Source organism: Methyloceanibacter stevinii (assembly GCF_001723355.1).
GTDB classification, from domain to species: Bacteria; Pseudomonadota; Alphaproteobacteria; order Rhizobiales; family Methyloligellaceae; genus Methyloceanibacter; species Methyloceanibacter stevinii.
Map to the genome: position 1 here is coordinate 384,117 of NZ_LPWE01000010.1, position 25,517 is coordinate 409,633.

At 64.1% G+C, this 25,517-nt stretch carries 12 protein-coding genes, 1 tRNA gene and 4 pseudogenes; 9 read left to right on the plus strand and 8 right to left on the minus strand.

Features of this window, described 5'->3' with window-relative positions:
* Position 1 precedes the first annotated feature (1 nt).
* The gene (locus AUC70_RS05750) at positions 2-3,352 is read right to left on the minus strand and encodes a L,D-transpeptidase scaffold domain-containing protein (RefSeq protein ID WP_141701977.1); all 3,351 of its coding nucleotides are present in this window, start codon (positions 3,350-3,352) and stop codon (positions 2-4) included.
* Between the two features lie 455 nt (positions 3,353-3,807).
* On the opposite strand from AUC70_RS05750, the gene AUC70_RS05755 reads away from it, so the two are divergent.
* The 8 genes and pseudogenes from AUC70_RS05755 (at position 3,808) to AUC70_RS05795 (ending at position 15,577) form a co-directional block, all read left to right on the plus strand.
* The gene (locus tag AUC70_RS05755) at positions 3,808-5,583 is read left to right on the plus strand and encodes an N-acetylglutaminylglutamine amidotransferase (protein WP_069443961.1); all 1,776 of its coding nucleotides are present in this window, start codon (positions 3,808-3,810) and stop codon (positions 5,581-5,583) included.
* 7 nt (positions 5,584-5,590) lie between these two features.
* Positions 5,591-7,354, plus strand: a complete 1,764-nt coding sequence (ngg, locus tag AUC70_RS05760; protein ID WP_083241297.1) for an N-acetylglutaminylglutamine synthetase — start codon at positions 5,591-5,593, stop codon at positions 7,352-7,354.
* A 72-nt stretch (positions 7,355-7,426) separates the two neighbouring features.
* Positions 7,427-8,605, plus strand: coding sequence for an osmoprotectant NAGGN system M42 family peptidase (locus AUC70_RS05765; protein ID WP_069443962.1), 1,179 nt, complete (start codon positions 7,427-7,429; stop codon positions 8,603-8,605).
* 156 nt (positions 8,606-8,761) lie between these two features.
* Positions 8,762-9,526 (plus strand): enoyl-ACP reductase FabI, encoded by a 765-nt coding sequence (fabI, locus tag AUC70_RS05770; protein WP_069443963.1) that lies wholly within the window; start codon positions 8,762-8,764, stop codon positions 9,524-9,526.
* Positions 9,441-11,869 (plus strand): annotated as a pseudogene (locus tag AUC70_RS05775) (DUF3141 domain-containing protein). Before fabI ends, AUC70_RS05775 begins: the two are co-directional and overlap by 86 nt.
* A gap of 69 nt (positions 11,870-11,938) precedes the next feature.
* A complete protein-coding gene (locus tag AUC70_RS05785; RefSeq protein ID WP_069443966.1) occupies positions 11,939-13,342 on the plus strand; it encodes a bifunctional enoyl-CoA hydratase/phosphate acetyltransferase in 1,404 nt (467 codons plus the stop codon).
* Positions 13,342-14,534 (plus strand): annotated as a pseudogene (locus AUC70_RS05790) (acetate/propionate family kinase). The gene AUC70_RS05785 and the pseudogene AUC70_RS05790 overlap by 1 nt, the downstream one beginning before the upstream one ends.
* Before the next feature lie 141 nt (positions 14,535-14,675).
* A pseudogene (locus tag AUC70_RS05795) lies at positions 14,676-15,577 on the plus strand (MipA/OmpV family protein).
* Between the two features lie 31 nt (positions 15,578-15,608).
* On the opposite strand, the pseudogene AUC70_RS18770 reads toward AUC70_RS05795, so the two are convergent.
* Positions 15,609-18,073 (minus strand): annotated as a pseudogene (locus AUC70_RS18770) (DUF3141 domain-containing protein).
* Between the two features lie 379 nt (positions 18,074-18,452).
* On the opposite strand from AUC70_RS18770, the gene AUC70_RS05805 reads away from it, so the two are divergent.
* The gene (locus AUC70_RS05805; protein WP_069443968.1) at positions 18,453-19,313 is read left to right on the plus strand and encodes a 3-hydroxybutyryl-CoA dehydrogenase; all 861 of its coding nucleotides are present in this window, start codon (positions 18,453-18,455) and stop codon (positions 19,311-19,313) included.
* 7 nt (positions 19,314-19,320) lie between these two features.
* On the opposite strand, the gene AUC70_RS05810 is transcribed toward AUC70_RS05805, so the two are convergent.
* From AUC70_RS05810 to hemC, 6 genes are all read right to left on the minus strand, one after another.
* Entirely contained in the window at positions 19,321-19,920 is a 600-nt protein-coding gene (locus AUC70_RS05810) for a cysteine hydrolase family protein (RefSeq protein WP_069443969.1), read from the minus strand.
* A 149-nt stretch (positions 19,921-20,069) separates the two neighbouring features.
* Positions 20,070-20,145: transfer RNA gene (locus tag AUC70_RS05815), tRNA-Thr, on the minus strand.
* A 102-nt stretch (positions 20,146-20,247) separates the two neighbouring features.
* Entirely contained in the window at positions 20,248-22,011 is a 1,764-nt protein-coding gene (locus AUC70_RS05820; RefSeq protein ID WP_069443970.1) for a heme biosynthesis protein HemY, read from the minus strand.
* A gap of 3 nt (positions 22,012-22,014) precedes the next feature.
* On the minus strand, positions 22,015-23,580 hold the full coding sequence (locus tag AUC70_RS05825) for a mitofilin family membrane protein (protein ID WP_069443971.1): 1,566 nt from the start codon (positions 23,578-23,580) through the stop codon (positions 22,015-22,017).
* 88 nt (positions 23,581-23,668) lie between these two features.
* A complete protein-coding gene (locus tag AUC70_RS05830) occupies positions 23,669-24,385 on the minus strand; it encodes a uroporphyrinogen-III synthase (RefSeq protein ID WP_069443972.1) in 717 nt (238 codons plus the stop codon).
* 9 nt (positions 24,386-24,394) lie between these two features.
* Entirely contained in the window at positions 24,395-25,318 is a 924-nt protein-coding gene (gene hemC, locus AUC70_RS05835) for a hydroxymethylbilane synthase (RefSeq protein ID WP_083241301.1), read from the minus strand.
* Positions 25,319-25,517 lie beyond the last annotated feature (199 nt).

Below are 25,517 nucleotides of genomic sequence, written 5' to 3' on the forward strand. Positions count from 1 at the left end.
GCTAATTGCCGAGAATTCCCGAGATGAAGTCGTCGACGCTATTCGCGGTGCGCCGCCGGCGTGGACGTGGCTCCGAATACCGTTGGGTTGGCGACGTCTCGGCGATTTCCGGCCCGGACACCGGCACGTTGAAGTGCGCCGGATTCTTGAAGAGCTTCGCCGCCATGCGGTTGTCGATGCCGTACACGTCCCCGAATTCACGGATGGAGCCGTAGCCGTCGGCGATCGCCGTATTGTAGGTGAGATGGACCGGGATCCTGTGCTCGAGCGCGATCACCTTGGTCTGGCCTTGGGAGCGGGCCAGAATGTCCTGGACCGTGCCCATCGACCAGCCCTTGTCCTCATTGAGAAGGAAAGCAGCGAAGCGGGCCGGCTGATTGACGCGGATACACCCGTGACTCAGCGTCCGTACGCGGCGCCCAAACAGCTCCTTCTGGGTCGTATCGTGCATGTAGATCGCGTGCTTGTTCGGGAAGTTGAACTTGAACTGGCCGAGCACGTTGTGAGGCCCCGGATCCTGCTGGAACGTGTAGGTGTGGACATTCACGCTCTGCCAGTCGACGGCGTCCGCATCGACCGGTTTGCCGCCCTTGCTGACCTTCAAGCCGTAGCGGCTCAGCATCCTGTTCCGGGACTCGCGTCCGCCAAACAAGCCGCCTGAGCGCTGCGGGCCTTTCAACTTCGGTGCGATGTCTTCTTTCACGATCGTCGGCGGGACCGTCCAATTGGGATTGAAGACGATGTTCCGCATCGGCGCGGAGAAGAAAGCCGTAGCGTATTGGGTCTGCCCCACGATCGTCTTTTCCTCGTAGATCGTGCGGCCGCCCTTCAGGACCCGGAACTTGAACTCCGGAATGTTGTTCCAGACGTGGAAGTTGCCGAGGTCGGACGGCAGCCAGCGCCAACGCTCCATGTTGATGGCGATGAGCTGGACGGTCCGGTCATTGTCCGGGTTGCGGCCGGACTGCTTCGCCGCGTCCCGCGCCTGAACCAAGGACGCATGCAGGCGCTGATACTGCTCGCTCTGCGGATGAAGCGCGAGAAGCGATTTGTCCGGTGCGTCCGACGCGGCAAGTTCCGTGAGGACCGTCTTGGGGTCACGTGCCGTCGGGTGGAAGTCGAAGAGTTTGTGGGCGCTCGACGGCGTCATACGGCCGGTCTGCGCGTGTCGTGCATACTTTAAAGTCGCCGCCGAGAGGGCGAGTTCGGCATCGGCGCGGGCTTCGTCCGTCGTCAGCGTATCGTCGGCGGACGGCACGTCGTAGGCATCCGCGTCGAGACCCCAGTCGTCCGCGTCGCGGATGGTCGCGACTAGAGTCTTCGCCTTGGGCGTCAGGCCATCCTCGGCGACCCATAGCGGATCGTCGTCACGCTCGCCATACAGCGTCTTGAGCGCTTCCAGATCCGCGGTGGCCACCTTGGGCGGTGCGGAGCCGTCCAGCTTCGCGCGCACGGCCGCGATGACAGGATCGACAGGCGGCGGGGGCGGCGGTCCAAGATCGACCGCCTCTTCCGTGTCTTCGCTTTCGGACGCAGCATCGTCGGGGGTCAAACGCGCCGAACCGGGTTCGAGTGCTGCGACTTTGGCGTCCTCACCGTCCGCCTCGGCGCCTGGCGGCGGCGAGACGTCGAGAACGACCGTGGCGGAATAGGCGCGCGGATCGAGCTCGAGGCGTTCTTCCGCCAGATCCTCGTCCGACGAGCGCGTCACATCCGTAACGTCCTGCGCCTCGTCCGATTGAGCCATGCCGTCGGGCTCGGATGACGGTGAGATCGAGGCAGTCACCTCGTCGTCCGGGGCCGGCTCGGTGTCTTCATCGTCTGTTGCGGTCTCGGCCGCACGTTCCGGCGTGTTGGCCGGGCTCGCCATGCGGGCGATCTCGGGCTTCGGCTCCGGAGCGGGCGGGAGAGACGCAGTGACGATCTCGCCCTCGGAATCGCCGGCCTTGCCGGCGGGCACCTCGACGTTCTCGGCGACGTCCTCGCTATCCGCGTCCTCGGCAGCCTTGGCGTCAGCGTCCTTAGCGTCGGCAGTCTTGGTGTCGGCGCTCTTGGTATCGACGTCCTCGTCATCCGCCTGCTTGGCGGCGACGTCCTCCGAGTCTTCGACCTTCGCGTCTTTGGCCGTCGCGTCGTCGTGCTCGGTGCTATCGGCGACCTTCGCCGGCTCGTCGGTCTCGGCGTCCTTGCTCTCGGCTATGGCTCCAGCCGCGGCCGCAGCGGCGGTCGCTGCGGCGGTCGCTGCGGCAGCCGCAGCCGTCGCTGCTGTCTCCGCTTCGTCCTTGGCGGTGTCGGCGACCTTCGCCGGCTCGTCGGCGGCTTCGTCGAGCTTGTCCTTGTCCGCGGCATCGTCCGACTTGGCGGACGCATCGGCCGATGAGAGTTCGGTCTCTTCGGACGTGTCCGCAGCGGCGCTCTTCGACTGAGGCTCTTCCGCTGTCTTGTCGCTGTCGCCCGCGGCCGTCTGCTCACCGGAAGCATCCGCGCCGGTGGTCTCGTCGTCAGCGGTCTTAGACTCAGCAGTCTTGGTCTCGGCCGTCTTCTCTTCGTCCGGTTCGGCATCTGCTGTTACCGGAGCGTCGGCCTCGTCGGCGTTCGCCTCAGAATCGGCTGCCGTCTCGGTATCGGTCTTGTCCGGCTCGGTGTCGGCCAGCTTCGCATCAGACGCCTCGTCCTCGTTCGCCGCATCGGCGGTCTTGGTATCGGAGGGTTTATCGTCTTCTTCGGATTCTGCATCGGCTGACTTCGTATCGGCGGTGTCTTCCGTCACCGCTGCCGTGTCGGTCGCATCCTCTGGCTTGTCTGCGTCATCCGCCTCGGCGGTCGCCTCCTCGGACGCACTTTCGTCGGCATCGGCGGGCTCAGAGTCCGTCACAGCCGTCTTGTCGTCGTCCGCGGAGTCTGCTTCGGCCTCCGCGTCAGCCGTCGGCTCCGGCTTCGTGTCGGAGGCATTCGCGGTTTCGGTTTTGGAATCGGTCTCGTTGGACTTGTTTGCGTCGCCGGCCGCTTCGCCGGAATCATCTATCTTTGCCGCGAGAGGCGTTGCCGCCGGTAGCGCCATGGCCACGCTGGCGGCCGACGCGGTGCCAACGGCGAGCGCGGTGTCGCTGCCCTTGGCAACATCAGGCGAGACGGTCTTGGCGGACGTGGCGGCGAATATCCGGTCGGGATTTCGGACCGGCTGGACGGGCGGGGGCCGGCGATAACGTCTGCGCTTGACGACCTTTTTGCCGCCGAAGAGGCCGGGCACGCGGAATTCCGCCGTTGCCGTACCCGGAACCGCGCTCGTACCAATCCCCAATGCCAAAAGGGCCAACGCTGTCAGCCCAATAATGGCGAATCGTCCGCTCATTCGTCGTCCCTCAAAGGCTCCGCGCCTCAACGCTAATGTAGTCGGCGCATTCATGAATTTGCAGAGGATCGCGCAAGAGCCTAAACATAATGGCAAAACAGGGCAGTTCCTTGGCTTTCCGGGGGGCGGCCCATCACAAAAACGCCAGCCTCGCATCTTTCCGGTGGTTTCTCGACGGCCATATTTGCCGCGCCGGGAGTTGAGCCGAGGATTTCATTGGCCGCTGCCCAAAAAAACGGCATCTGCGCGGATATGACCCGGGCATCGAGCGGGCCTCAATTTGATCGATACACGCATCGATGCAATACTTTCCAATATCAACGCAATTCTAGGTTCTTAGGAGCGCCGTTGCCGGCGCGCGCGAAACCTCGCGAGTCCGGCCCCATTCTTGCTTTATTCTCGGAATGGCCTGGCGCGGCCAGCCGAAACCACCATCCCAAAAGAGGCATCAGAGTATGTGCGGATTATGCGGCGAGATCACATTCGACGGCTCGCCTGCATCGGTCGAGGCCATGGAGGCCATGACCTGCTCAATGGTTCCGCGGGGCCCGGATGCCGGCGGCATCGTCTCGCGCGGCACCTTCGCCTTCGGCCATCGGCGCCTGAAGATCATCGATCTATCTGAACGCGGCCAGCAGCCCATGGTCGATTCGGAGCTCGGGATCACGCTCGTCTTCAACGGCTGCATCTACAATCACAAAGAGCTGCGCACAGAGCTGGAAGCCAAGGGCTACCGGTTCTTCTCCACCAGCGACACAGAGGTCGTCCTCAAGGCCTGGCATGCCTGGGGACCGGAAGCACCGAAGCATTTCAACGGGATGTTCGCGTTCGTGGTCTATGAGCGCGACACCGGCCGCGTCGCGATGGCCCGGGACCGGCTCGGGATCAAGCCGCTCTACTATACCATGTCGGACAAGCGTCTTCGCTTCGCCTCGACGCTGCCCGCGCTCGTTGCGGCGGGCGATGTCGACACGGCGCTCGATCCGGTCGGCCTTGCGCACTACATGACGTTTCATGCGGTCGTGCCGCCGCCGCACACGATCCTGCGTGGCGTGCGCAAATTGCCGGCCGCGACCTTGCGCCTGATCGAGCCCGACGGAAGCTACAAGGACACCCAGTACTGGGAGCTGTGCTTCGATCGCTCGGCGGAGGATCTCGCCACCAGTGACGACGAGTGGAAGGACCGTGTCGGCGCCGCGCTGCGGCGCGCGGTCGACAGGCGCATGATCGCCGACGTTCCGGTGGGCGTGCTGCTCTCCGGCGGCGTCGATTCCAGCCTGATCGTGGGTCTTTTGGCCGAGGCCGGCCAACAGCATCTGAAGACGTTCTCGATCGGCTTCGAGGCCGCGCACGGCGAAGCCGGCGACGAGTTCAAATACTCGGACATCATCGCCAAGCATTTCGGCACCGACCACACCAAGATCATGATTCCCACGGGGCACATGCTCGAGTCCCTGCCGGAGACGATCGCGGCGATGTCGGAGCCGATGGTGTCCTACGACAATGTGGGTTTCTACCTGCTCTCCCGCGAAGTGGCGAAGCACGTGAAGGTGGTCCAGAGCGGCCAGGGCGCGGACGAGGTTTTCGCCGGGTACCATTGGTATCCGAAGCTGGCGAATTCCAACGACGTGCTGACCGACTACAAGGCCCTGTTCTTCGACCGTGGCCGCGAGAAACTTGCCTCGCACCTGAACGAGACCTGGATGGCCGACGAGGACGAGCCCGCCCGGCTCGTGGAAGCGCACCTCATGAAAGACGGCGCCGAGACGCCGCTGGACCGCGCCTTGCGCATCGATACCACCGTGATGCTCGTCGACGATCCGGTGAAACGCGTCGACAACATGACCATGGCCTGGGGTCTCGAGGCACGGGTGCCGTTCCTGGACCACGAACTCGTGGAACTCGCCGCGCGCGTACCGCCCGAGATGAAACTGAAGGACGAAGGCAAAGGCGTGCTGAAAGATGTGGCCCGCGATGTTATTCCTTCGTCCGTGATCGACCGGCCCAAGGGGTATTTCCCGGTGCCTGCGCTGAAGTATATCGACGGTCCCGTCCTGGAGATGACGCGCGACGCACTGTCCTGCCAGGCCGCGAGCGATCGCGGCCTGTTCCGGCCGGCCTATCTCGACAGTCTTTTCTCTGACCCGAAAGCGCACATCACACCGTTGCGCGGATCGGAGCTTTGGCAATGTGCGTTGTTGGAGCTCTGGCTTCAGTCCCACAACATCTAGGCACGGCATGAGCACGGAAAAAAGCAGCGTAGAAGGCGCGACGGAAAACGGCGCTCCGCACGGCACGACCCCACGCGCGGACCTGTCGCCGCAAGGTGGACCCCAAAGCAACGTCGCGTTCGACTGCGGCTGGGGACGCCTTCTGTTCGGCCAAACATTCGCCAGCGCGTCGGATTTGGCCGACTGCCTGCGTGCGGAAGGTCCCGGGCGGCGCGACATCGCGTTCTACATTCTGGATCCCCATGTGGTGCTGGCGGCGGCGCCCCAGGAACTGTTCCTCGATCCCTCGCACACCTATCGGCTGGATCTCAAAGCCTACGAGCCGTCGACGACGGCGCCGCCCGGATTTCAGATCCGGCGGTTGGACTCGCTGCAGGACGCCGAGGAGATCAATCGCATCTATGCGGCGCGTCGCATGGTGACGGTCGCGCCGAACTTCTTCTGGGAGAACCGCGACAGCGAGGCCATCACGTATTTCGTCGCCGTGGACAACAAGACCAAGACGATCGTCGGAACGGTCACGGGCGTCGACCACAACGCGGCCTTCGGCGATCCGGAAAAGGGCTCCTCGTTGTGGTGCCTTGCCGTCGACACCCAGTCGACGCTGCCTGGAATCGGCGAAGCGCTGGTGCGCCGCCTCTCCGAGCACTTCAAGGAACGCGGTTGTTCGTACATGGACTTGTCCGTGCTCTACGACAACAAGATGGCCATCGCACTGTACGAGAAGCTGGGCTTCATCCGCTGGGCCACGTTCACCGTCAAACGCAAGAACGTCATCAACGAGCAGCTTTTCACCGAGACCTCGGACGAGTACGACGCGCTCAATCCCTATGCGCGAATCATCGTCGACGAGGCTCAACGGCGCGGCATCGCGGCTGAGATCATCGACGCCGAGGGCGGATTCTTCCGGCTCACCTATGGCGGCCGTTCCGTGGCCTGCCGCGAAAGCTTGACCGCGCTCACCACCGCTATCGCCATGAGCATCTGCGACGACAAACGGGTCACGCGGCGCATCGTCAGCGCAGCGGGCGTGAGAGTTCCCGAGCAGATCACGGTGGATGACGAGGATACGGCCCGCGCCTTCATGGGGCGGTACGGGTCGATCGTGGTGAAGCCGGCCCGCGGCGAGCAGGGCAAGGGCATCGCCGTTGGTCTCACGAACTGGGACGATACGAAGGCGGCGGTCGACTACGCCAAGACGCTCTGCAACGAGGTCATCCTCGAAGAATTCGTCCAAGGCGTCGATCTTCGGATCGTCGTCATCAACTACCGCGTCGTTGCGGCCGCGATCCGCAAGCCAGCCACCATTATCGGCAACGGCAAGTCGACCGTGCGGGAACTCATCGAGCGCCAGACCAAACGCCGGCTCGCCGCGACGGGCGGTGAATCGTCCATACCGATGGACACGGAGACGGAACGATGCCTGGCCGCGGCGGGCTATACCTACGACGATATTCCCGAGACCGACGCCTCCATCGCCGTCCGCAAAACGGCGAACCTGCACACGGGCGGCACGATACACGACGTGACGGGCATCCTTCACCGGACGTTGATCGACGCCGCGGTCAATGCCGCCAAGGCGATCGAAATCCCCGTGACCGGCATCGATTTCATCGTGAAGACCCCGACGGAACCGGATTACTGGTTTATCGAGGCAAATGAACGCCCTGGGCTTGCCAATCACGAGCCCCAGCCGACCGCAGCGCGCTTTATCGACCTTCTGTTCCCCCAGACCGTGCCTGCCACGGTGCGCAAAGCGCTTCAAATGTAGGCGTCCTCGTACTACCCATAGCCAATCCATGAAGGGCGCGCCGACAAGCGCTCCGAACACCAGGGCTGCGTGATGACTATTCTCCACATCGATCTCGACTATCTTGCCGACACGCTAGAGACTTTCCTCAATATTCCGAGCCCCACGAGCTACACCGACAATGCGGTGCGGTGGTGCGGCGAGGAACTGGACCGGCTTGGCATTCCGTTCGAGGTCACGCGGCGTGGCGCCATCCGGGCCGTCTTGCGTGGCAAGGAGCGGCGGCCGGCGCGCGCGATTGCAGCCCATCTCGATACGCTCGGCGCTCAAGTGAAGGCCATCAAGGACAATGGACGCTTGGCCGTGGTGCCCATCGGCTATTGGAGCGCGCGCTTTGCCGAGGGTGCGCGCTGCACGATTTTCACCGAACGCGGCAGCTATCGCGGGACGATCCTGCCGCTGATGGCCTCCGGACACACGTTCGGCGACGATGTCGACGAGCAGCCGTCGGGTTGGCCGTACGTGGAGATCCGTGTGGATGCGCGGTGCTCGACGGCGGAAGAGGCTACCCGGCTCGGCGTCGAGGTCGGCGACGTCGTCTCCATCGATCCCCAGCCGGAGTTCATGGAGAACGGGTTCATCAGTTCGCGGCATCTCGACGACAAGGCAGGCGTGGCGGTGATGTTCGCGGCGCTGAAAGCGCTGATCGCGGTAAAGGAACAGCTTCCGGTGGATGCCTATTTCCTTTTCACGATCGAGGAAGAGGTCGGCATCGGCGCGGCCAACATCTTGACGGAGGATATCGCCTCGCTCATCGCGGTCGATAATGGCACGACCGCGCCGGGCCAGAATAGCGCCGAGTTCGGCGTCACACTCGCCATGGCCGACCAGAACGGTCCGTTCGACTACCACCTCACGCGCAAACTGGCGCGCCTGTGCCGCGAGGACGACATCTTTTACCAGAAGGACGTTTTCCGGCATTACCGGTCCGATGTCGCCTCGGCTGTCGTGGCCGGCCACGACGTCCGCACGGCCTTGGTCTGCTTCGGCATCGATGCTTCCCACGGCTGGGAACGCATTCACGTTCACGCCTTGCGGTCTCTGGCGGAACTCATCACAGCTTACCTTCTCAGCCCGATCGCGTTCTGGCGCGACGCCGAGGAGGTGAGTACGCTCGAGGACTTCACCAGCCAGCCTACGGAGAAGGCAGAGCAAAAGCTCTCGTCGGATGTGCGCATGGACGCGATCGAAGACGAGGCCGTGGACAAGTAGCGGCGCGAGCGGCCCCCCGAGCGCCAATCTGCACGGGAAGGTCCGCAGGACGCCAGGGCGCCCGCGACCATAACGCGCAATCTGACCACCGTACTGAATCGGAAGTGTCATGTTACGCCGGTAGGTTCCACTGTCACAGACCTACCGAGTCACACCATGTTCTCTCTTGCAGGAAAAAAGGCTCTCGTCCTTGGAGTCGCCAACGAGGACTCCATCGCGTTCGGCTGCGCGAAGGCGTTCCGCGACCAAGGCGCGGACCTTGCGATTACCTATCAGAACGATAAAGCCGAGAAGCATGTGCGGCCGCTCGCCGAGAAGCTCGGCACCGACATCATACTTCCCCTCGATGTGCGCGAAGATGGTCAGTACGGGCAGCTGTTCGACCGCATTCGTCAAATCTGGGGCCATATCGATATCTGTCTGCACTCGATCGCGTTTTGCCCGCGCGAGGACCTGCACGGCCGCGTGGTGGACTGCTCGCGCGACGGTTTCATCACGGCGATGGACATCTCGGTCTACTCCTTCATCCGCATGGTGCGCCGGGCCGAGCCCTTGATGCGCCATGGGGGCAGTTGCATGACCGTCTCGTTTTTCGGGGCGGAAAAGGTTGTCGAGAACTACAACATCATGGGACCGGCCAAGGCCGCGCTCGAATCGGTCACGCGCTACATGGCCGCGGAACTCGGACCCAAGGGCATCAGCGTAAACGCCCTGTCCCCGGGGCCGCTGAGACCCCGCGCCGCCTCCGGCATTTCCCGTTTTGACGAACTGATGAATGAGGCGGCCGAGCGCGCGCCCACCCATCACCTGGCGTCGATCGAGGATATCGGCGCCTATGCGGCATTTCTCGCCAGCCGCGAGGCGGAGAACGTCACGGGCGGCGTGCACTACATCGACGGCGGGTATCACATTGTCGGATGAGACCCCGAACGGAACCGGTAGCCATGCACAGAGCCGCGACGCCTATGCCCGGCATGCGGCGGAAGACCTGCAGCAGGCTCAGGCGCAAGCGCGCCTCCTCGGCGAGCTTTCGATACGGCACGGATCGGATATCGCGGAGAAGACCCACACAGTCTGGAGCGGGCTTGCCGCGGAGTGGGCTGGGGTAGCCGCAAGCTTCGCAGTCCCCTTCGCCGCTGCCAGCTTGGCTCCCTATTGGAAGGATGCGGCCCAGCGCTGGGTGCTGACACTCGAGACGCTGTGCCGGCGCGGCGATGCGTGCGCGGCCCGGGAGGCCGAGGGCTTCACGCCGGTCCTCGCCTTCGACTACGAGATCATCGTGGACGGCCGCTTGCTCGAGCGTCCGGCCAACTACGCGCTCGTGCGAATCATTCCGCCGGAAGGTACGCCACCACCACGCAACGATCGCCGTCCATGGGTGATCATCGATCCGCGCGCCGGTCAGGGAAGCGGCATCGGCGGCTTCAAGAGCGAGTCCGAGGTGGGCGAGGCCCTCAACGACGGCCACCCGGTCTATTTCGTTATCTTCTTCCGGGACCCCGAGCCGCATCAGACCCTTGCCGAAGTCTGCGCGGCCGAGGCGGAATTCCTGAAAGCGGTTCGGGATCGCCATCCAAAGAGTTCCAAACCCCTGGTCACCGGCAATTGTCAGGGAGGCTGGGCCGCCATGATCCTGGCCGCGACCCATCCGGATCTGATGGGACCCGTGGTGATCGCGGGCACGCCGCTCTCCTATTGGGCCGGCAAGGTCGGACAGAATCCGTTTCGGTATCTCGCAGGCATGGAAGGCGGCGCCGTTCCGGCGCTGCTGACCGCCGATCTCGGGGCGGGCAAGTTCGACGGCGCGACGCTGATCCACAATTTCGAACAGCTAAATCCCGGCAAGACGATCTGGCGCAAGAACTACGACATCTTCTCGAAGGTCGATTGGGACTCCGAGCGCTATCTGGACTTCGAACGCTGGTGGTCCGGCTTCTACTTCATGAACGAGGCGGAGATTCGCTGGATCGTCGAGAATCTCTTCGTGGGCAACAAGCTGGTACGCGGTGAGGCGGTGCTCGACGACGGAACGCCGGTCGACCTCACGCGGATCGACTCGCCTGTTGTCGTGTTCGCTTCCCACGGCGACAACATTACCCCGCCGCAGCAGGCGCTCTTCTGGATCGCCGATCTTTACGAGTCCGTCCAGGAACTGCGCGCGCGCGGCCACGTCATTGTCTACACGCTCCACGACAGCATCGGTCATCTCGGCATTTTCGTGTCCGCCAAAGTCGCGAGCAAGCAGCACAAGGAGATCGCCTGCGTCGTCCAGACGATCGAGTCGCTGGCGCCGGGGCTCTACGAGATGCTCATTCACGAGGGCGATGACGTGCCGACGGTATCGTTCGAGACCCGCACCATCGACGACATCCTGGCGCTTGGGGGAGACCGCAAAGAAGAAGCAGCTTTCGCCGCCGTTGCACGGCTTTCGGAGTGGGCGGTCAAGACCTACGAGCTGACCGTGCAGCCCCTGCTGCGTGCGCTCGTCACGCCGGAGTCGCCGAGACGCTGCGCCAGGCGCATCCGATGCGCGCGCAGTACACATTCTTCTCAAGCGACAATCCGTTGTTCGGCGACGTCTATTCGCTGGCGGAAACGACACGGGAGGCACGCGAGCAGGCCGACGAGGACAATCCATTCTTGCGGGCAGAACGCCTGTCGGCGACGGCGATCGAGGAGAGCTTCAACCTTGCCCGCGACATGCGCGATGCCTTGATGGAAATCGCTTTTCTCGGACTCTACGCGAACCCTTGGATGATGCGGCTTGGAGCCACATACCGGGCGCGCCCGCAAGAGCATAACATTCGCAGGCTGCCTCAAGTTCGTGACGCAATCCGAAGCGCAGAAGCAGGCGGCTACAAGGAAGCGATCGTACGCATGTTGATCCTACTGGCACGTGCGCGCGGCTCCGTCCGGCGCGACCGCCTGGAGCGTACCAACCGCCTACTCCATTCGCGCGCGCCGTTCGATACGATGACCCCGGACCGGCGGGCCCGCCTCATCAATGAGCAGAACATGATCGTCGAGTTCGCCGGCGACGGGGCGGTCTCGTCTCTCCCGGTGCTGCTGCGCGACGACGTCGACCGCGTCCGTGCAGTCAATCTCGTGTTCGACATCGTCGGTCCCATCGAAGAGATGGACGGACGAACGATCGCCATGTTCAAGCAACTGCAATCAACATTGTACACGATGGCCCGGGGGTGGAAGGAACCCGCCCCAGGCAGGAGCAACGGCGTGGCTCCCGGCATGCGTATTGGCGCTTGAGGCACCGGGATTTCGCCTGACGACTTGAGCGTTACAGCAGCGGAAAGCAGTAGACCGCAGGAGGCATACATGATCCGCGAGAACAAGCTCTACGACGAGCTTTCGATTGGCGACACGGAGTCGGTCAAACGCGTCTGCACGGCGAACGATCTTTACGTCTTTGCGCATGCGTCCGGGAATCTCAATCCGCTTCATATTCCAGACGACGACGACCACGACGATCACGAGGCCGTCGCCCCATCCATGTGGGTCGGCGCACTGATCTCGTCGGTGCTCGGCAATGTGTTGCCGGGACCGGGAACACTGTACCGGTCGCAAAGCCTACGATTTCTCGACCGGGCCCACGTGGCGACGAGCTTAAGGTCACCGCTGAAGACAAGCTCCCGAACTCCGGTCGTTGTGATGGAGACGGTGGTCACAGGCCGGGGCGGCGAGACGGTCGCCGAGGGGATCGCGGAAGTGCTCGCGCCCGAGCGCAAAGTCCGCGTAGACATGGAAGAGCTGCCGGAGATCGTCCTGCAGCGTCACCAGCACTTCGATCACTACATTCACTCTTGCGAGGGGCTTGAGCCGCTCGTGACCGCCGTCGTCGCACCGGAGGAAAAGGAATCTCTCGGCGGTGCACTTCTGGCAGCGCGGCATTCACTCATCCGGCCGATCCTTATCGGATCCGAGCCGCTCATCCGCCAAGCCGCCCACGACGCGGGCGAAGACATCGGCATGTACGAGATCATCGACATTCCCGACCATGTCGCCGCGGCAGGCAGGGCTGTCGAACTGGTGCATGAGGGTTACGCCGGGGCCATCATGAAGGGCCATTTGCACACGAGCGATCTGTTGCATGAGGTTCTGAAGAGCAAGGGCGGCTTGCGTACCAGCCGCCGCATGAGCCACGCCTTCGTGATGGATGTGCCGGGGCTCGATCATCCGCTGATCATCTCGGATGCGGCCATCAACATTACGCCGGACCTCGCGACCAAGGTGGACATTACCCAGAGCGCCATCGACGTGGCCCTGGCTCTCGGCATCCAGAAACCCAAGGTCGGCGTGTTGTCCGCGGTCGAGACGGTGAACCCTCAGATCCCCTCGACGCTGGATGCGGCGGCGCTGTCGAAGATGTCGGATCGCGGCCAGATCAAAGGCGGTGTCGTCGACGGCCCGCTCGCGATGGACAATGCCATGGACGCCGAAGCGGCCACGACCAAGGGCGTCACGGGCCTAGTCGCCGGCCATGCCGAGGTCCTCATCGTTCCCAATCTCGAGGCGGGCAACATGCTGGCGAAACAGCTCGCCTTCGTGTCCGGCGCCGAGGCCGCAGGCATTGCGCTCGGTGCCTCCGTACCCATCATCCTGACCAGCCGCGCCGACGGCGAGAAGGGCCGGCTCGCCTCTTGCGCCATCGCGGTGCTGTACCGGTTCTGGCAGGAGAACGGCGTCCCCGTCGGGTCACGCCTTGCGGAGGCAGCCGAGTAATGACCCATATCCTCACGCTCAACGCTGGATCGTCGTCCATCAAGTTCGCGCTGTTCGAGGCGGACAGTCTCGACGAGCGCGTGAGGGGACAGATCGAAGGTATCGGGACGAAACCGCATCTGAGCGCGCGGATCGCCGATGCAGAAATGACTGAGCAGGATCTCGACGCCGCCGAGGTCAGCGATCATGCCTCGGCACTGGTCGCGATCCTCGCGCTCATGGACGACCGGTTCTCCGGCGCCCAGGTGAAGGCTGTCGGGCATCGCATCGTCCATGGGGCCCCGACTACGGCTCGCCGGTGATCATCGACGAAGACCGCTTCGCCGCTCTCGAGAAACTGATCCCGCTGGCGCCGTTGCACCAGCCGCACAATCTATCCGGGGTGCGGGCCGCGCAGGCGGCGTTCCCGGAGGCGACGCAGGTTGCGTGTTTCGACACGGCGTTTCACCGGCAGCACCCGTGGGTGAACGACACCTATGCGTTGCCGTTGGAGTTCTATGAGGAAGGCGTCCGGCGCTACGGATTTCACGGCCTCTCCTATGAGTATGTGACGCGCGCGCTGCGGCAACTGGCGCCCATGCATGCCGCCGGGCGCGTGGTCGTCTCGCATCTCGGCAACGGCGCTTCGATGTGCGCCATCCAAGACGGACAGAGTGTCGGCTCCACGATGGGCTTCACCGCGCTCGACGGCCTGCCCATGGGGACGCGCTGCGGGCAGCTCGATCCCGGGGTCGTTCTCTATCTGATGGCCGAGAAAGGACTCTCGGCGGCGGAGATCGAGAACCTGCTCTACAAGCAGTCCGGGCTCAAGGGTCTGTCGGGAATCTCGAACGATATGCGTGTGCTGGAAGAGGCCGGGACGATCGAGGCCCGGCGCGCGATCGACTATTTCGTCTATCGCATTCGCCGCGAGCTCGGGGCCATGGTGGCGATCCTGTCAGGTCTCGACGCGCTCGTCTTCTGCGGCGGCATCGGCGAGAACGCCTGGCGCATTCGCGAACGCGTCTGCCAGGACTTCGGCTGGCTGGGCCTCGAACTAGACGAATCGCAGAACCGCGCCGGCGAGACGATCATCTCGTCCCAGCGGTCCCGTGTCCGCGTCTTCATCATCCGCACCAATGAAGAGTTGATGATCGCCTCCCACGCAGCCGAGAAGGCGCAAGAGGCCATCGCGTCGGCCGCGGCGGCCTGATCGTCTGCCGTGCCTGCGGCCAAGCCCCCGAAATTCCATCGCAAATTCCTATGACGATCTCGGGCCATTTGTGGCGCTCTCGACTATCTGGTTAACCCTATCCATGCTAAAAATGCCGGACGATTCAACGGGGTTTCACGAATGCGGCTTGGGTTAGGGTTTACGCGGCACCAGGGTTGCGCCCACGGTGCTCTGAAGGTTGGCGCCATCTGTGCCGTCCTCGCGGGCGGATTTGCCGTATCCGACGCACATGCTCAAGCAGCGCTGGTCGATGGCCCCGCGGGCGGCGAGACCGTTGTGCGGAAGAGCGTCGCCCTTGGCGCGGCTGCGATCATCCAGCCCAAATACGAAGGCTCGAACGAGCACGAAGTCATTCCCATCCCAATGATCATTCCCTCGTTTGTCGAGACCGAGGACACGCCGGACGGCATCTTCAAGGAAGTGCGCCAGCGCGTCACCTTCCGCGGGCTCGATGAAATCCGGATTCGCGCCTTTGGCGGCGACCATTTTCAGATCGGCGCGGTGACCGGTTACATCACAACGCGCGATCAAGACGACGGCGATCTTCTGAAAGGCCTCGGCGATGTCGAGGGCGGTCTCGTGCTTGGCGCGTACACGGCCTACACGCTCGGGGCCTTTACGTTCGATGCCGCGTATATCGATAAGGTCACGGGCGATTCCGCCGGTCCGCAATACCGGTTCGGCATCGAGACGGAGAAGCAACTGACGGATCGCCTGAAGGCTGGCGTCCGCGTCGGCACAACCTTTGCCAGCGCCGAATACATGCAGACCTATTTCGGCGTGACGCAGGCAGAGGCCAAACGCTCCAGGGCAGGCCTGCCGGTCTATAGACCGATGGCGGCATCAAAGACGTGTTCGTTTCCGTCGGCGGCACCTATGACATCAGTGACCGCTGGGTCTTGAAGGGCGGCGTGAATTATAGCCGGCTTCTGGACGAGGCCGCGGACAGCCCCGTCGTACAGACCCCCGATCAGGTGTCAGGGACCGTGGGTCTCGCCTATCGCTTCTACTGGGACCGTTAGGCCTGGCGTCTCGTTAGCCCAGGCGTCTCCGCTACTCGGCGGCCGACGGCATCCTCGAACCTCCACGCAGCGTACTGAAACCGCGGCCCGCAAGCGGATCCTTCGTGATGTCGCCGGAAATCGGCGACAGGCCCAGGACGTGGCGGAAGCGCTGAAGCATCTCCAGCGTATTCGGCGACATCTCCTCGATCGACCCCGGCACAAATTGGGCGACCTCGGCAGCCAGCTTCCGGTCTTCGGCGGTCTTGAGGAGATCCGGCAATGTCTGGATGGCCAACTCGCGCTCGAACTGAACCACCAGGGTCTGCTCGTCGATGATTTGCCGCCGCTGGTCGGTGCTGAGCGACCGGAAGGGTTCGTCCTGCGTGAGCACCGTGCCGGACCGTTCGAGCCGATCGCGGCGCACTTCGCCACGCGAATCCGCAAGCAGGATCAGCATACGGATCACAGCCTCGGCGAATCCGCCTTCCGACATGTGACGCAGAGCCGACTGAACTTCGGGGAGCGCCCGGAGCTCGGCCTCGTTCTTGAGCGTCCGTCCCAGGAGGTTGGGCGCACCGAACGTCGCCGCCCAAGGGGTCGACCACATCGAGAAGAACATGTTCTCGTACATCGCGTCGCGGACATCGCGCATGAAGTCGATGGACTGTTCGAAGAGCGCCGCAAACACTCTCTCCGTCTGAATGAACGGGTTGTCGGCGGCTGCCGGCTGCCGCTCTTCCTTGGCCTTCTCGGCGAGACTCGTAACGCCGGCCATCACAGGATTGTGGCCGGACACCAGCCCGCGCTGCAGCCGCAAGGGATGTAGCATCCGCGCGAGTTCGGCGATACCCGGATTGACTGCCGCCTTCACGAAAGGCCGCAAGCAAAGATCGTAGAGTTGCGCCTGAATCTCCGACATGCGGGCGACGGCCGCGAATGGCTGCTCGTCGTCGCGCTTGGCGTCCAGAGCGCGGAGTTGATCCAGCTTGCGTTCGTGGAAGCTCACCGTGAACTCACGGCCCTCGCCGTGACCCTGATAGTCATCGATCTTCATTTCGTAGAGGCCAGGCGGGAGCGACTCGATCGCTTCCATCGTGCCGGTCATCTCCGTGTGCTCGCGTTTGGCGATCTTCGAGGAGACGAAAATACCCAAATGGCCGACCTGGTCATGCACCATGTAGATGATGCGCTGGCCACGGATCCTAATTTCAGAGGTGTCCGCGTAGCTGTCCGCGATCCAATTCAACGCCTGCTGCGGCGGCGTGATGTTGTCGCCTTGGCTGGCGAACACGATGATCGGTGAACGGATGTTTTTCACATCGATGTGGCGCCCGGGCTCGAGCTGCGCTTCGTTCTTCGCGAGACGATTGCCGACGAAGAGCTGTTCGACGATCCAGTGAATCTCGGCCTCGTTGAGAAGGAAGAACCCGCCCCACCATTCTCGAATTCCAAGAAGCGCTCGCGGCCATGGTCGATGTCGCGATAGAGGTCGTAATACTTGCCGAAATAGTTGCGGCTCGGATTGAGCATCTCGAAGTTCTGCACCAGATGGGCGCCGTCGAACACACCGTCGCCCATGTCCGACCAGAACATCGGCTGCCACGTGCCGCCCAGAATGCCGCCGTTGTAGCGCATCGGGTATTTGCCGACCTCTCCGCCCCAGGTCGCAACGGGCGACCCGTTTAGAACGATCGGTCCGGTAAGGTCATGATTGGTCGCGGCAAGGAGAAGCGTTGCCCAACCGCCCTGGCAATTGCCGGTGACGACGGGCTTTGGGGATTGGGGATGGCGGCGTCCCACCTCGCGAACGAACTCGGCTTCCGCGCGCGTCACATCGGCAAGGGTCTGGCCGGGGATCGGCTCACGCCGGAACGCGACGAAATAGACCGGGTGGCCCTTCGCCAAGGCAACGCCGACCTGGCTGTCGGACTTGAAGCCGCCGATGCCGGCACCGTGACCCGCACGCGGATCGATGATCACGTAGGGCCGCGCGGTGGCGTCGATCTCGATGCCTTCGGGCGGCAAGATCTTCAGCAGCATGTAGTTGCAGGGATGACGCAGATCTGCGCCATCGAGCACGACCTCATAGTCGTAGGTCAGGACAGGGGGACACCCCGCCGCCTCGTGCTCCAAGAAGATGTCTCCGCGCTCGCGCATCGTGTCGAGGAACATAGCCCCGCGCTGCATGCTGTCGTTCACGTAAGCCTGCCAGGCCGCCGCGAGACCATCAAAGTCGGGATTTTCGGAGAAGCCCTTGGCGACATCCGACAGCGTGGCCAAGGAGGCCTTGAGACGTTCTTGATGCTCGTGGGAGATGCGCTCGGCGTGGCTCATCGCGCTGTGCATCAGAAAGGTCTGCGTCGTCTGGAGGCCCTCGGAGACTTGTGTCGCAGCCTCGACCCGCCGATTGAGCATCACGGCAGGCGATTCCGAGACCGCCTTCGCGACGGAGTCGAACATGGATTCAATAACGTCGTCGGAAGTCGGGCCGGTTTCGGCAACCGTATCGGTCATGTGACTGTGGACCTTTGATCTGCAGGTCTGCGTCTGTTCAAGCAGAGCTGTCGGAGCGTTGTAGCGTCTGTCGTAGAGAAAAACCTACGCGTATTGAATGACAGCCCTTTGAAGCGTGTCCACCCTGACCAATAAGGCCTTCGTCTTATTTGCCTAACATTCTAGGCCTTTCTGTCGCACCTGCAACCGAAAGCCCGGCGACACAGAGTCACTGTGCGTCAGCCGCCGGGAAGTGTCACCCTACTGACAACGCAAAATGGTTAAGCCAGCGGGGAAGAGCGTTCCGCTTGTCCGGGTGACGCAAGGGAACTTGATCAAGAGACCCGATCTTGGCCCGCAGCCCGGCCCCAGCGTAGCGTCTGAAAACATGGGGGCGTCAATGGCAATCGAGATTCGCAAGATCGGCGTGATCGGTGCGGGCACGATGGGGAACGGGATCGCGCAGACCTTCGCCGCGGCCGGTTACCCGGTGGTGATGCGCGACCTGAAACCCGAGTATGTCGACCGGGGGATGGCGACCGTCGCAAAGAGCCTCGACCGCCTTGTTTCCAAAGAGAAGATCAGCGGCGCCGACCGGGATGCGACGCTGGAACGGCTCACCGGGACGACCGAGCTGTCCGACTTGGCCGACTGCGATCTGGTGGTCGAAGCCATTCTCGAAGTTTTCGATCTCAAGGCCGGCCTTATCAAGGAGCTGGACGAGGTCTGCCGGGCGGACGCGATCCTCGCGACCAACACCTCGTCCATCTCTGTGACACGCATCGCGGCGGTGTCCAAGGACCCCTCGCGGGTGATCGGGATGCATTTCTTCAATCCTGTCCCGCTGATGATGCTTGTGGAGATCATCCGCGCGCTCCAGACGTCCGACGACGTCTGCGACGCGGTGACGGACATGGTCGCCAAGGTCGGCAAGGAGGCGAAGGTCTCCAAGGACAGCTACGGCTTCGTGGTCAACCGTGTGCTCATCCCCATGATCAACGAGGCGGTGAACTGCGTCGCCGAGGGCGTCGCCGCGCCGGAGGACGTCGACGACATGATGAAGCTCGGTGCCAACCACCCCATGGGCCCCTGGGCGCTGGCCGACCTGATCGGCCTCGATGTGTGTCTCAACATCATGGAGACGCTGTACAACGGCTTCGACGACCCGAAATACCGCCCGAGCCCGCTTCTGAAGCAGATGTGCGCCGCCGGCTATCTCGGCCGCAAATCCGGCAAGGGCTTCTTCGACTACGGCAGCTAGGGCCGGCTCAATCCGGCAGGTTCTTGGTTTTCGGGACGACCACGGCGAACATGTCCGCGAGTGCCGACAAGCTGGCTCCCTGAAGCTGCTCGGCAGGCATGGTCTCGCCCGTCGCCGGGTTTGCGAGATCTCGCGTCGCCGTGGCGCCCGCAACGACCGTATTGGCATAGCCCTTGTTGAAGGCCGACCGCGCGGTCGAACTCACGCACATATGGGTCATGAACCCCCCGTAGACGACATTGTCGACGCCGTGCTTCTTGAGCTCCCAATCGAGCTCCGTTTGCTCGAAGGCGGATGGGAATCTCTTGATAATGACCGTCTCGCCGTCGACCGGCGCCACCACATCGGCGATCTGGCCGATCGGCGCGCCAACGTCATAGGGCGTTCCTTCGCCCGCATCGTGCATGATGTGGATGACGGGGCGCCCCGCCTCGCGGAACCGCCGGAGAAGTTCGGCCGCTTCCTTGAGAGCCGGCTCGACGCCCTCGAGCTGCATGACGCCCTCGCGATAGGTCTGCTGGCAATCGATCAAGACAAGCGCGCTCGTCGAAATCGGCGCAGGGTCCGGGCTCATGCCGGTGAGATCGCGAAGTGTCGGGTTGGACATGCAGTTCCCTCCTACAATGCGTCGGCCGGTGCGCCGATCTTTCGGCAAGCATCCTAGCGCAGGCGGGCGGAAAAACAGAAGCGCCTATGAGGAGGGTGAATCCGGATTTTCCGGATCAACCGAAATTGCACGTGGAGGGGTGAGGAGAATGGTGCCGCAAGAGGGATTCGAACCCCCGACCTACGCATTACGAATGCGCCGCTCTACCGACTGAGCTATTGCGGCCCTTTTCAGTGTGGCCTCGTGCTTAATGCCATTGGCGCGCGGCGCAAGCGCGCCGCGATGCAGAATGAACGGTTCCGCAGCCCGAAGTCCGGGTCCGCGCCTCTAGCGGATGTGGGCGGAGCGCAACCGCTCCAGGGAGACTTCGCTCTCGTCTTCGGTGTCCGGCGCCACACCAGGATCGTCGGGCGCCCGCGGCGGGACGAGGATCGACGCGCTCGGCTTCTCGCCGGCGGCACCGTCACCCGTCTTGGCAGAGGAAGCGGATCTGGCTTGGGCTTCGGCTTTCTCCGGAGGGGTCTCCGACGTCACAGGCGCCGGCGCGGCTTGCGCGGACGGGCTGTCCTCGGGCCCTGCCGTGCCGGTTTCGCCGGACGGCGGCGGGGTGGACTGAGCCTCGGACACCGCAACTTCTTCCGCGGTGCCCTCGATCATGGATGGGCTTTCGGGCACCGGCTCGCCCAGTGCGGGCGGGGCCTCGTCCTGCAGGTCAGGCGCAGGCGCCGGATGGCTGTCGCGGCGCATGGCGCTCGCATCGCGCGGCGGCCCGGTCCATTCGTCGATCTGAAGCGTCTCGTCGGGTCGCCCGATGGCGTCCGCCGGTGCCTTCCATTCGAACGCGTCCACGACCCCGGTGACCGGGGACACCGGCAGCCAGCGGTCGGACACGTAGCCGTCGGCGATCCAGGCGCGGTCGCGCGGGGCGCGCAGCGCCCGGGCAAGCCATTCGCGCTCGCGGCCCTTGTCGCCGCTGCCGCCTTCGATCCGCGCCATCAGGGTGCAGATTCGGGCCGACGGCGCCTCCTCGAGGTACGGCTCCAGCGCCTCGCGCGCCCGATCCCACTCCTGGGCCTCCACGGCGGCCTGGGCAATGGCGACGGAGCCTTCCACGTCGTCCGGGGTCTGCTTAGCCAAATACTCGACGCGCTTCAGGCGATCCTTGGGCGATAGGCCGGGCTTGGCGAAGGCGTAGGCCACCGCGAGACTGGGATGCGGCGACAGCGTCCAGGTCCGCAAGATCTGCCGGGAGGCGGCGCGCACCTCGCCCTTGGAAGCAAGCAGGCGCCCTGCGATCTCGGCCGCCGGCACCAGCGACGGCGCCAGCCGCAAGGCCTCGTTCGCCAGGATCAGGGCCTTGCTGGGGTCGAAGGCCTCGGTCTCCCGCGCCTCGGCGGTCAGCAGCACTGCGCGGCGGCGGTTCGCGCTTTTCGAATCCACATGTCCGTTCTGGCGGGCGATCGCGAGCGTATTCAGCGCGCGATCCCAATCTCCGGACCGGGCCTGGAGATCGAACAGCGCATTGACGCCCCAGGCCAGCTTCGGATTGCGGTCGACCGCTTGCTGCGCGAGGACGAGCGCGGCCCCCTCGTCGCCCGCACGCTTGGCTTCGAGAAAGAGACCGCGCACGCCGAGCAGTTCCGTATCGTGGTTGTCGAGCATGCCCTCGAAGGTCCGCCGCGCGGCCGCATCATCTCCCTTGAGCTGTGCGGTCTGCGCCTTCAGGAGTGCCGTCAACGGTTCCTGCGGCAGGTTGCGCTGGGCGACGCCCGCATAGCGCTGCGCCTGGGCGCGGTCGCCAACCCCGATGGCAACGAGTCCACGCGACAGCGCGTCGAAGCCTTGCTTCTGCTTGCGCTGGCGCATATGCGCGGCAACAGCCGACGGCCGGGTCCAGATATAGCGCAGGATGGCCAAGACCAGGATCACGGCCACGACGAACACCGACAGGGACACAACGCCGACGAAGGCGCTCGTCTCGATCTGATAGCCCAGCCACTCCACCGAGATCGTGCCGGGCCGGTCGGCAAGCCAGGCAAGTCCCAGCGCCGCCGCGATGACGAAGAGCGTGAAAAAGAGGATGCGTGTCATCGGCTATTCTGTCTCGTCTGCCGCCGGGGGGACCACAATCTGAGGGGCGCCGTCACCTTCTGCCAAGGATACAAGTAGCGCCTCCTGCATGCGCTGCAAGGCCGTGTCCGCATCGAGGCGCGCGAGCGCATCGTCGATCCACGGTCCGAAGGTCTTGGCCTCCGGCCCCTTGAGCTTTTCAACTTCCATCAGGGTTTCCTGGAGATTCCCGGCTTGGAGCTTCGCGTCTGCGCGGGCCAGGATCGCATCCGGCCCCGTGCCGTCCGTCTGTTCCCCGATCCGGCGCACCTTGACGAGCGACTGGGCGCCGCCGAGGAGCCGGCCGAAAAGATCCTGCTCGGCTTCAGGCTGCGCGGCCAGCGCTTGCTCACGCAGCGCGGCAAACGAGGCGGCCAGCATCGGTACGGTCGGAATGCCGGTGTGCTCGTACTCGGCAAGGTCTTCGAGGTCGTTCGTGTCGGCCGACAGCGCGGTCATGGCGGCGAGTTCCGGCGCGAACGGGCGTCCGGAATTGACCGCATCGCGCAGGCCCGAATAGGCAATGGTGAGATTGGCTTTCCTGGTTTGGGCGTTCTCCTCATCGACCGCGCGCTCCAAAGACGGAAGCGTCGTCTCTATCTCGTTCAAGCGCCGTTGCAAGGCGGAGATCTCGGGCTTCAACTTTGGCCCGTCATCCGCGGACATCGTGGCCGTCGTCAATGCCTTGAGCTTGGCGTCGAGAGCGGAAACTTCCGACTTCAGATCCTCTACGGTTTTGCCGTCCGCGCCGGACGCCGTGGCGCCGGCCAAGGCCGACTGAACCTCTGTCTGGACCTTGCTCTGTATTTGACTGTCGAGACGCTGTTCGGCCTCCGCGACCTGCCGGCTGATCGCCGCGGCGTCAGCGACGGAACCGCCGTCCTTCGCCGCCTCGGCCATCGATTTGAGGCTCTGCTGCATCTCGGCCACCTGTGCCGCGAGTGTCTTGACCTCGGCCGGGTCGACGGCCGGCGTTGCCGCCTCTCCGGACGTGGACTCAAGCGTCGCCAGCCGGGACTGCAATGCCGCGAGAGCGTCGGCGTTGTCTGGGGTCTTCGGCGCAGACTCAAGAGCGGCGATCCTCGTCTCGATGGTCTCGATGCCTGGGTCTTGTTGAGGCGCGCCTACCGGCAAGTAGCCCCAGACCAAAGCCGCCAAGACCGCGAGCCCGCCGGCGAGCCCCGCCAAGGCATGGGTGAAGAGCGCGCCGATCCAGGTGAGAAATCTGCTGCCGAACGAGCGGTCGCTGGATACGGCCGCAGGCGCCGGCTGTGCCTCGTCGGCTTGCGCGTCGGACTCTCCATCCGCGTCGCCCGGCTCATCGCCATCGGCGCTGTGGTCGCCGGACTCCTCGTCGTCCGCCTCGGGTGCCGGCGCTTCGTCCGCGCTGGCGGAACCGGCCTCGAGCGCTCCCGCCGTCGTCTCTTCGGCCTGCGGCTCCCCGGCACTCGGTTCGACGGACACTTCCGTCGCCGTGCCCTCGATGGTCGGACGCGGACGCTTGTCCGCGGAATCGGATCCTGTGCCCCTCTCGTCGAAGGTACCGCTCATCGCATCATGACCTCTGCGCTGTCGCCAATGTGGCCGAACTCATGCGGCCGAAAATCGAACCGGCCCGTGATACGCATCGAAAGAACACTCACGCAGCGGACTCCACCAGCGCGATGAGATCCTCCTCACGCGCATATGGGGGAACGCGTGCTTCGACGCCCAAGGGCACGACGGCCTCTGCTATCGCCTTGGACAAGCAATAGCAAACGAGTCCCTTAACTTGTGTGACGAGGCCGTAGCGCTGGATGAGTCTGGCGAATGCGCGCGCGGTCCGCGGCGACAACAAGAGCACGCCGTCCACATCGCCCCGCTTGAGTTCCTCGACGATCTGCTCGCTCAGCTCCTCGACGGGGTGCGAGCGGTACAGGACGACCCGGCGCAACTCGAAGCCGTCTTCCTCGAGCGTGCCCTTCAGGTCGTAAGCCACCTTCTCCGCACCGATATGGAGCAGCGGACCGTGGTCGGGATGAACTTCCGTGCAGATGATCGGCGGCAGCCCCGCGCCCGTTCCGGGGCCGATGGTCACCTCGGTGAAGCCCAACTGCCGGGCCGCCCAGGCCGTCGCTTCGCCGACAGCGAATAGCGGCAGCTCGACCGCCTTGTCGCGTTCGGGATGGGTTCCGAGGGCGCGCAGCGCATTCCGGCTCGTAATGACGATCGCTTGCGCGCCGTTCAAATTCAGCGGGACGTCCTGGAGAAACTCGATCTCGAGCAGCGGGGCCCGGACAGGCTCATGCCCCAACGCGGTCAGCGTCTCCGCTTCCCTTGTCGCATCCGGTTCTGGCCTCGTTACGAGCAAGCGCATTCGGTCACATCACGTCAGCTTGTCGAGGAACGCGGAGCCGGCACGGCCGCGCAAGTCCTCGCCGGCCTGGCGGCCGATTGCTTCTGCCTCGGCGCCGGGTCCGGTCGTTTCAACCTCGTGCCACTCTGCGCCGTCCGGAGAGAGAATCAACCCGCGAAACCGGATTGTGTCGCCCTCTACCACCGCGAGCCCCGCGATAGGGGTCCGGCACGAGCCGTCCAGCTCGGCAAGAAACGCCCGTTCGCAGGTGACGGCGGTCTGCGTCGCCGCATCGTTCAGCGGCTGCAACAGGCGCGCGCGCTCAGCATCATCACAGCGTGCAACGACGCCAATCGCACCTTGTGCGACAGCCGGCAGCATGTCGCCCACTGAAAGCACCGACGTGGCCGCATCGGTGAGGCCGAGCCGGTCGAGGCCCGCTTTGGCCAAGAGCGTAGCATCCGCGACGCCCTCGGCGAGTTTTCGCAGGCGCGTCTGAACATTGCCGCGAAAGTCGACGACGCGCACGTCCGGGCGCGCCCGCTTGACCTGGGCGCCCCGGCGCAAGGAAGAGGTACCGACCACGGCGCCGGCAGGGAGCGCCGCCAAGGAGTCCGCGGATGGACTGAGAAAGCGTCGCGCACGCGCGCGCGGCAGGACGGCAGCAAGACACAAACCTTCGGGAAGCTGCGTCGGCAGGTCCTTCATGGAATGCACGGCGAGCGCGATATCGCCACGAAGAAGGGCTTCGTCGATTTCCTTCGTGAACAGCCCCTTGCCGCCGAAATCGGCCAGCGGCTTGTCTTGGATTCGGTCGCCGCTGGTGGTGATGACGCTCAGCGACGCCGCGCCGAGCTCCAGGCCGTGATGGGCCGCGAGCCTGTCGCGCACGTGCTCGGCCTGCCAGAGGGCTAGGGGGCTGCCTCGTGTACCGATGGGAAGTGATGCGGGCAAGCTGCGAAAAATCCTCGCATTAACAATGGGCTGCGCGGGCGACTCACGGAGGGGAGTACCCCATTATTGGACCGTTTCGCCAGCCCCTTCAATGTTCCCGGCGCAACGGCTAAGCCTCGAATGCCTCACGGCCACGACTGTCGCACCGCCTGCCTGTTGCGTATAACAATGCCGCCCGGCTCTGGGCAGAACAACGTTG

What these genes read in the sequence shown, in the direction of transcription:
- AUC70_RS05750 (WP_141701977.1), bottom strand. Translation starts at nt 3,352, where the DNA reads ATGAGCGGACGATTCGCCATTATTGGGCTGACAGCGTTGGCCCTTTTG.
- AUC70_RS05755 (WP_069443961.1), top strand. Translation starts at nt 3,808, where the DNA reads ATGTGCGGATTATGCGGCGAGATCACATTCGACGGCTCGCCTGCATCG.
- ngg (WP_083241297.1), top strand. Translation starts at nt 5,591, where the DNA reads ATGAGCACGGAAAAAAGCAGCGTAGAAGGCGCGACGGAAAACGGCGCT.
- AUC70_RS05765 (WP_069443962.1), top strand. Translation starts at nt 7,427, where the DNA reads ATGACTATTCTCCACATCGATCTCGACTATCTTGCCGACACGCTAGAG.
- fabI (WP_069443963.1), top strand. Translation starts at nt 8,762, where the DNA reads ATGTTCTCTCTTGCAGGAAAAAAGGCTCTCGTCCTTGGAGTCGCCAAC.
- AUC70_RS05785 (WP_069443966.1), top strand. Translation starts at nt 11,939, where the DNA reads ATGATCCGCGAGAACAAGCTCTACGACGAGCTTTCGATTGGCGACACG.
- AUC70_RS05805 (WP_069443968.1), top strand. Translation starts at nt 18,453, where the DNA reads ATGGCAATCGAGATTCGCAAGATCGGCGTGATCGGTGCGGGCACGATG.
- AUC70_RS05810 (WP_069443969.1), bottom strand. Translation starts at nt 19,920, where the DNA reads ATGTCCAACCCGACACTTCGCGATCTCACCGGCATGAGCCCGGACCCT.
- AUC70_RS05820 (WP_069443970.1), bottom strand. Translation starts at nt 22,011, where the DNA reads ATGACACGCATCCTCTTTTTCACGCTCTTCGTCATCGCGGCGGCGCTG.
- AUC70_RS05825 (WP_069443971.1), bottom strand. Translation starts at nt 23,580, where the DNA reads ATGAGCGGTACCTTCGACGAGAGGGGCACAGGATCCGATTCCGCGGAC.
- AUC70_RS05830 (WP_069443972.1), bottom strand. Translation starts at nt 24,385, where the DNA reads ATGCGCTTGCTCGTAACGAGGCCAGAACCGGATGCGACAAGGGAAGCG.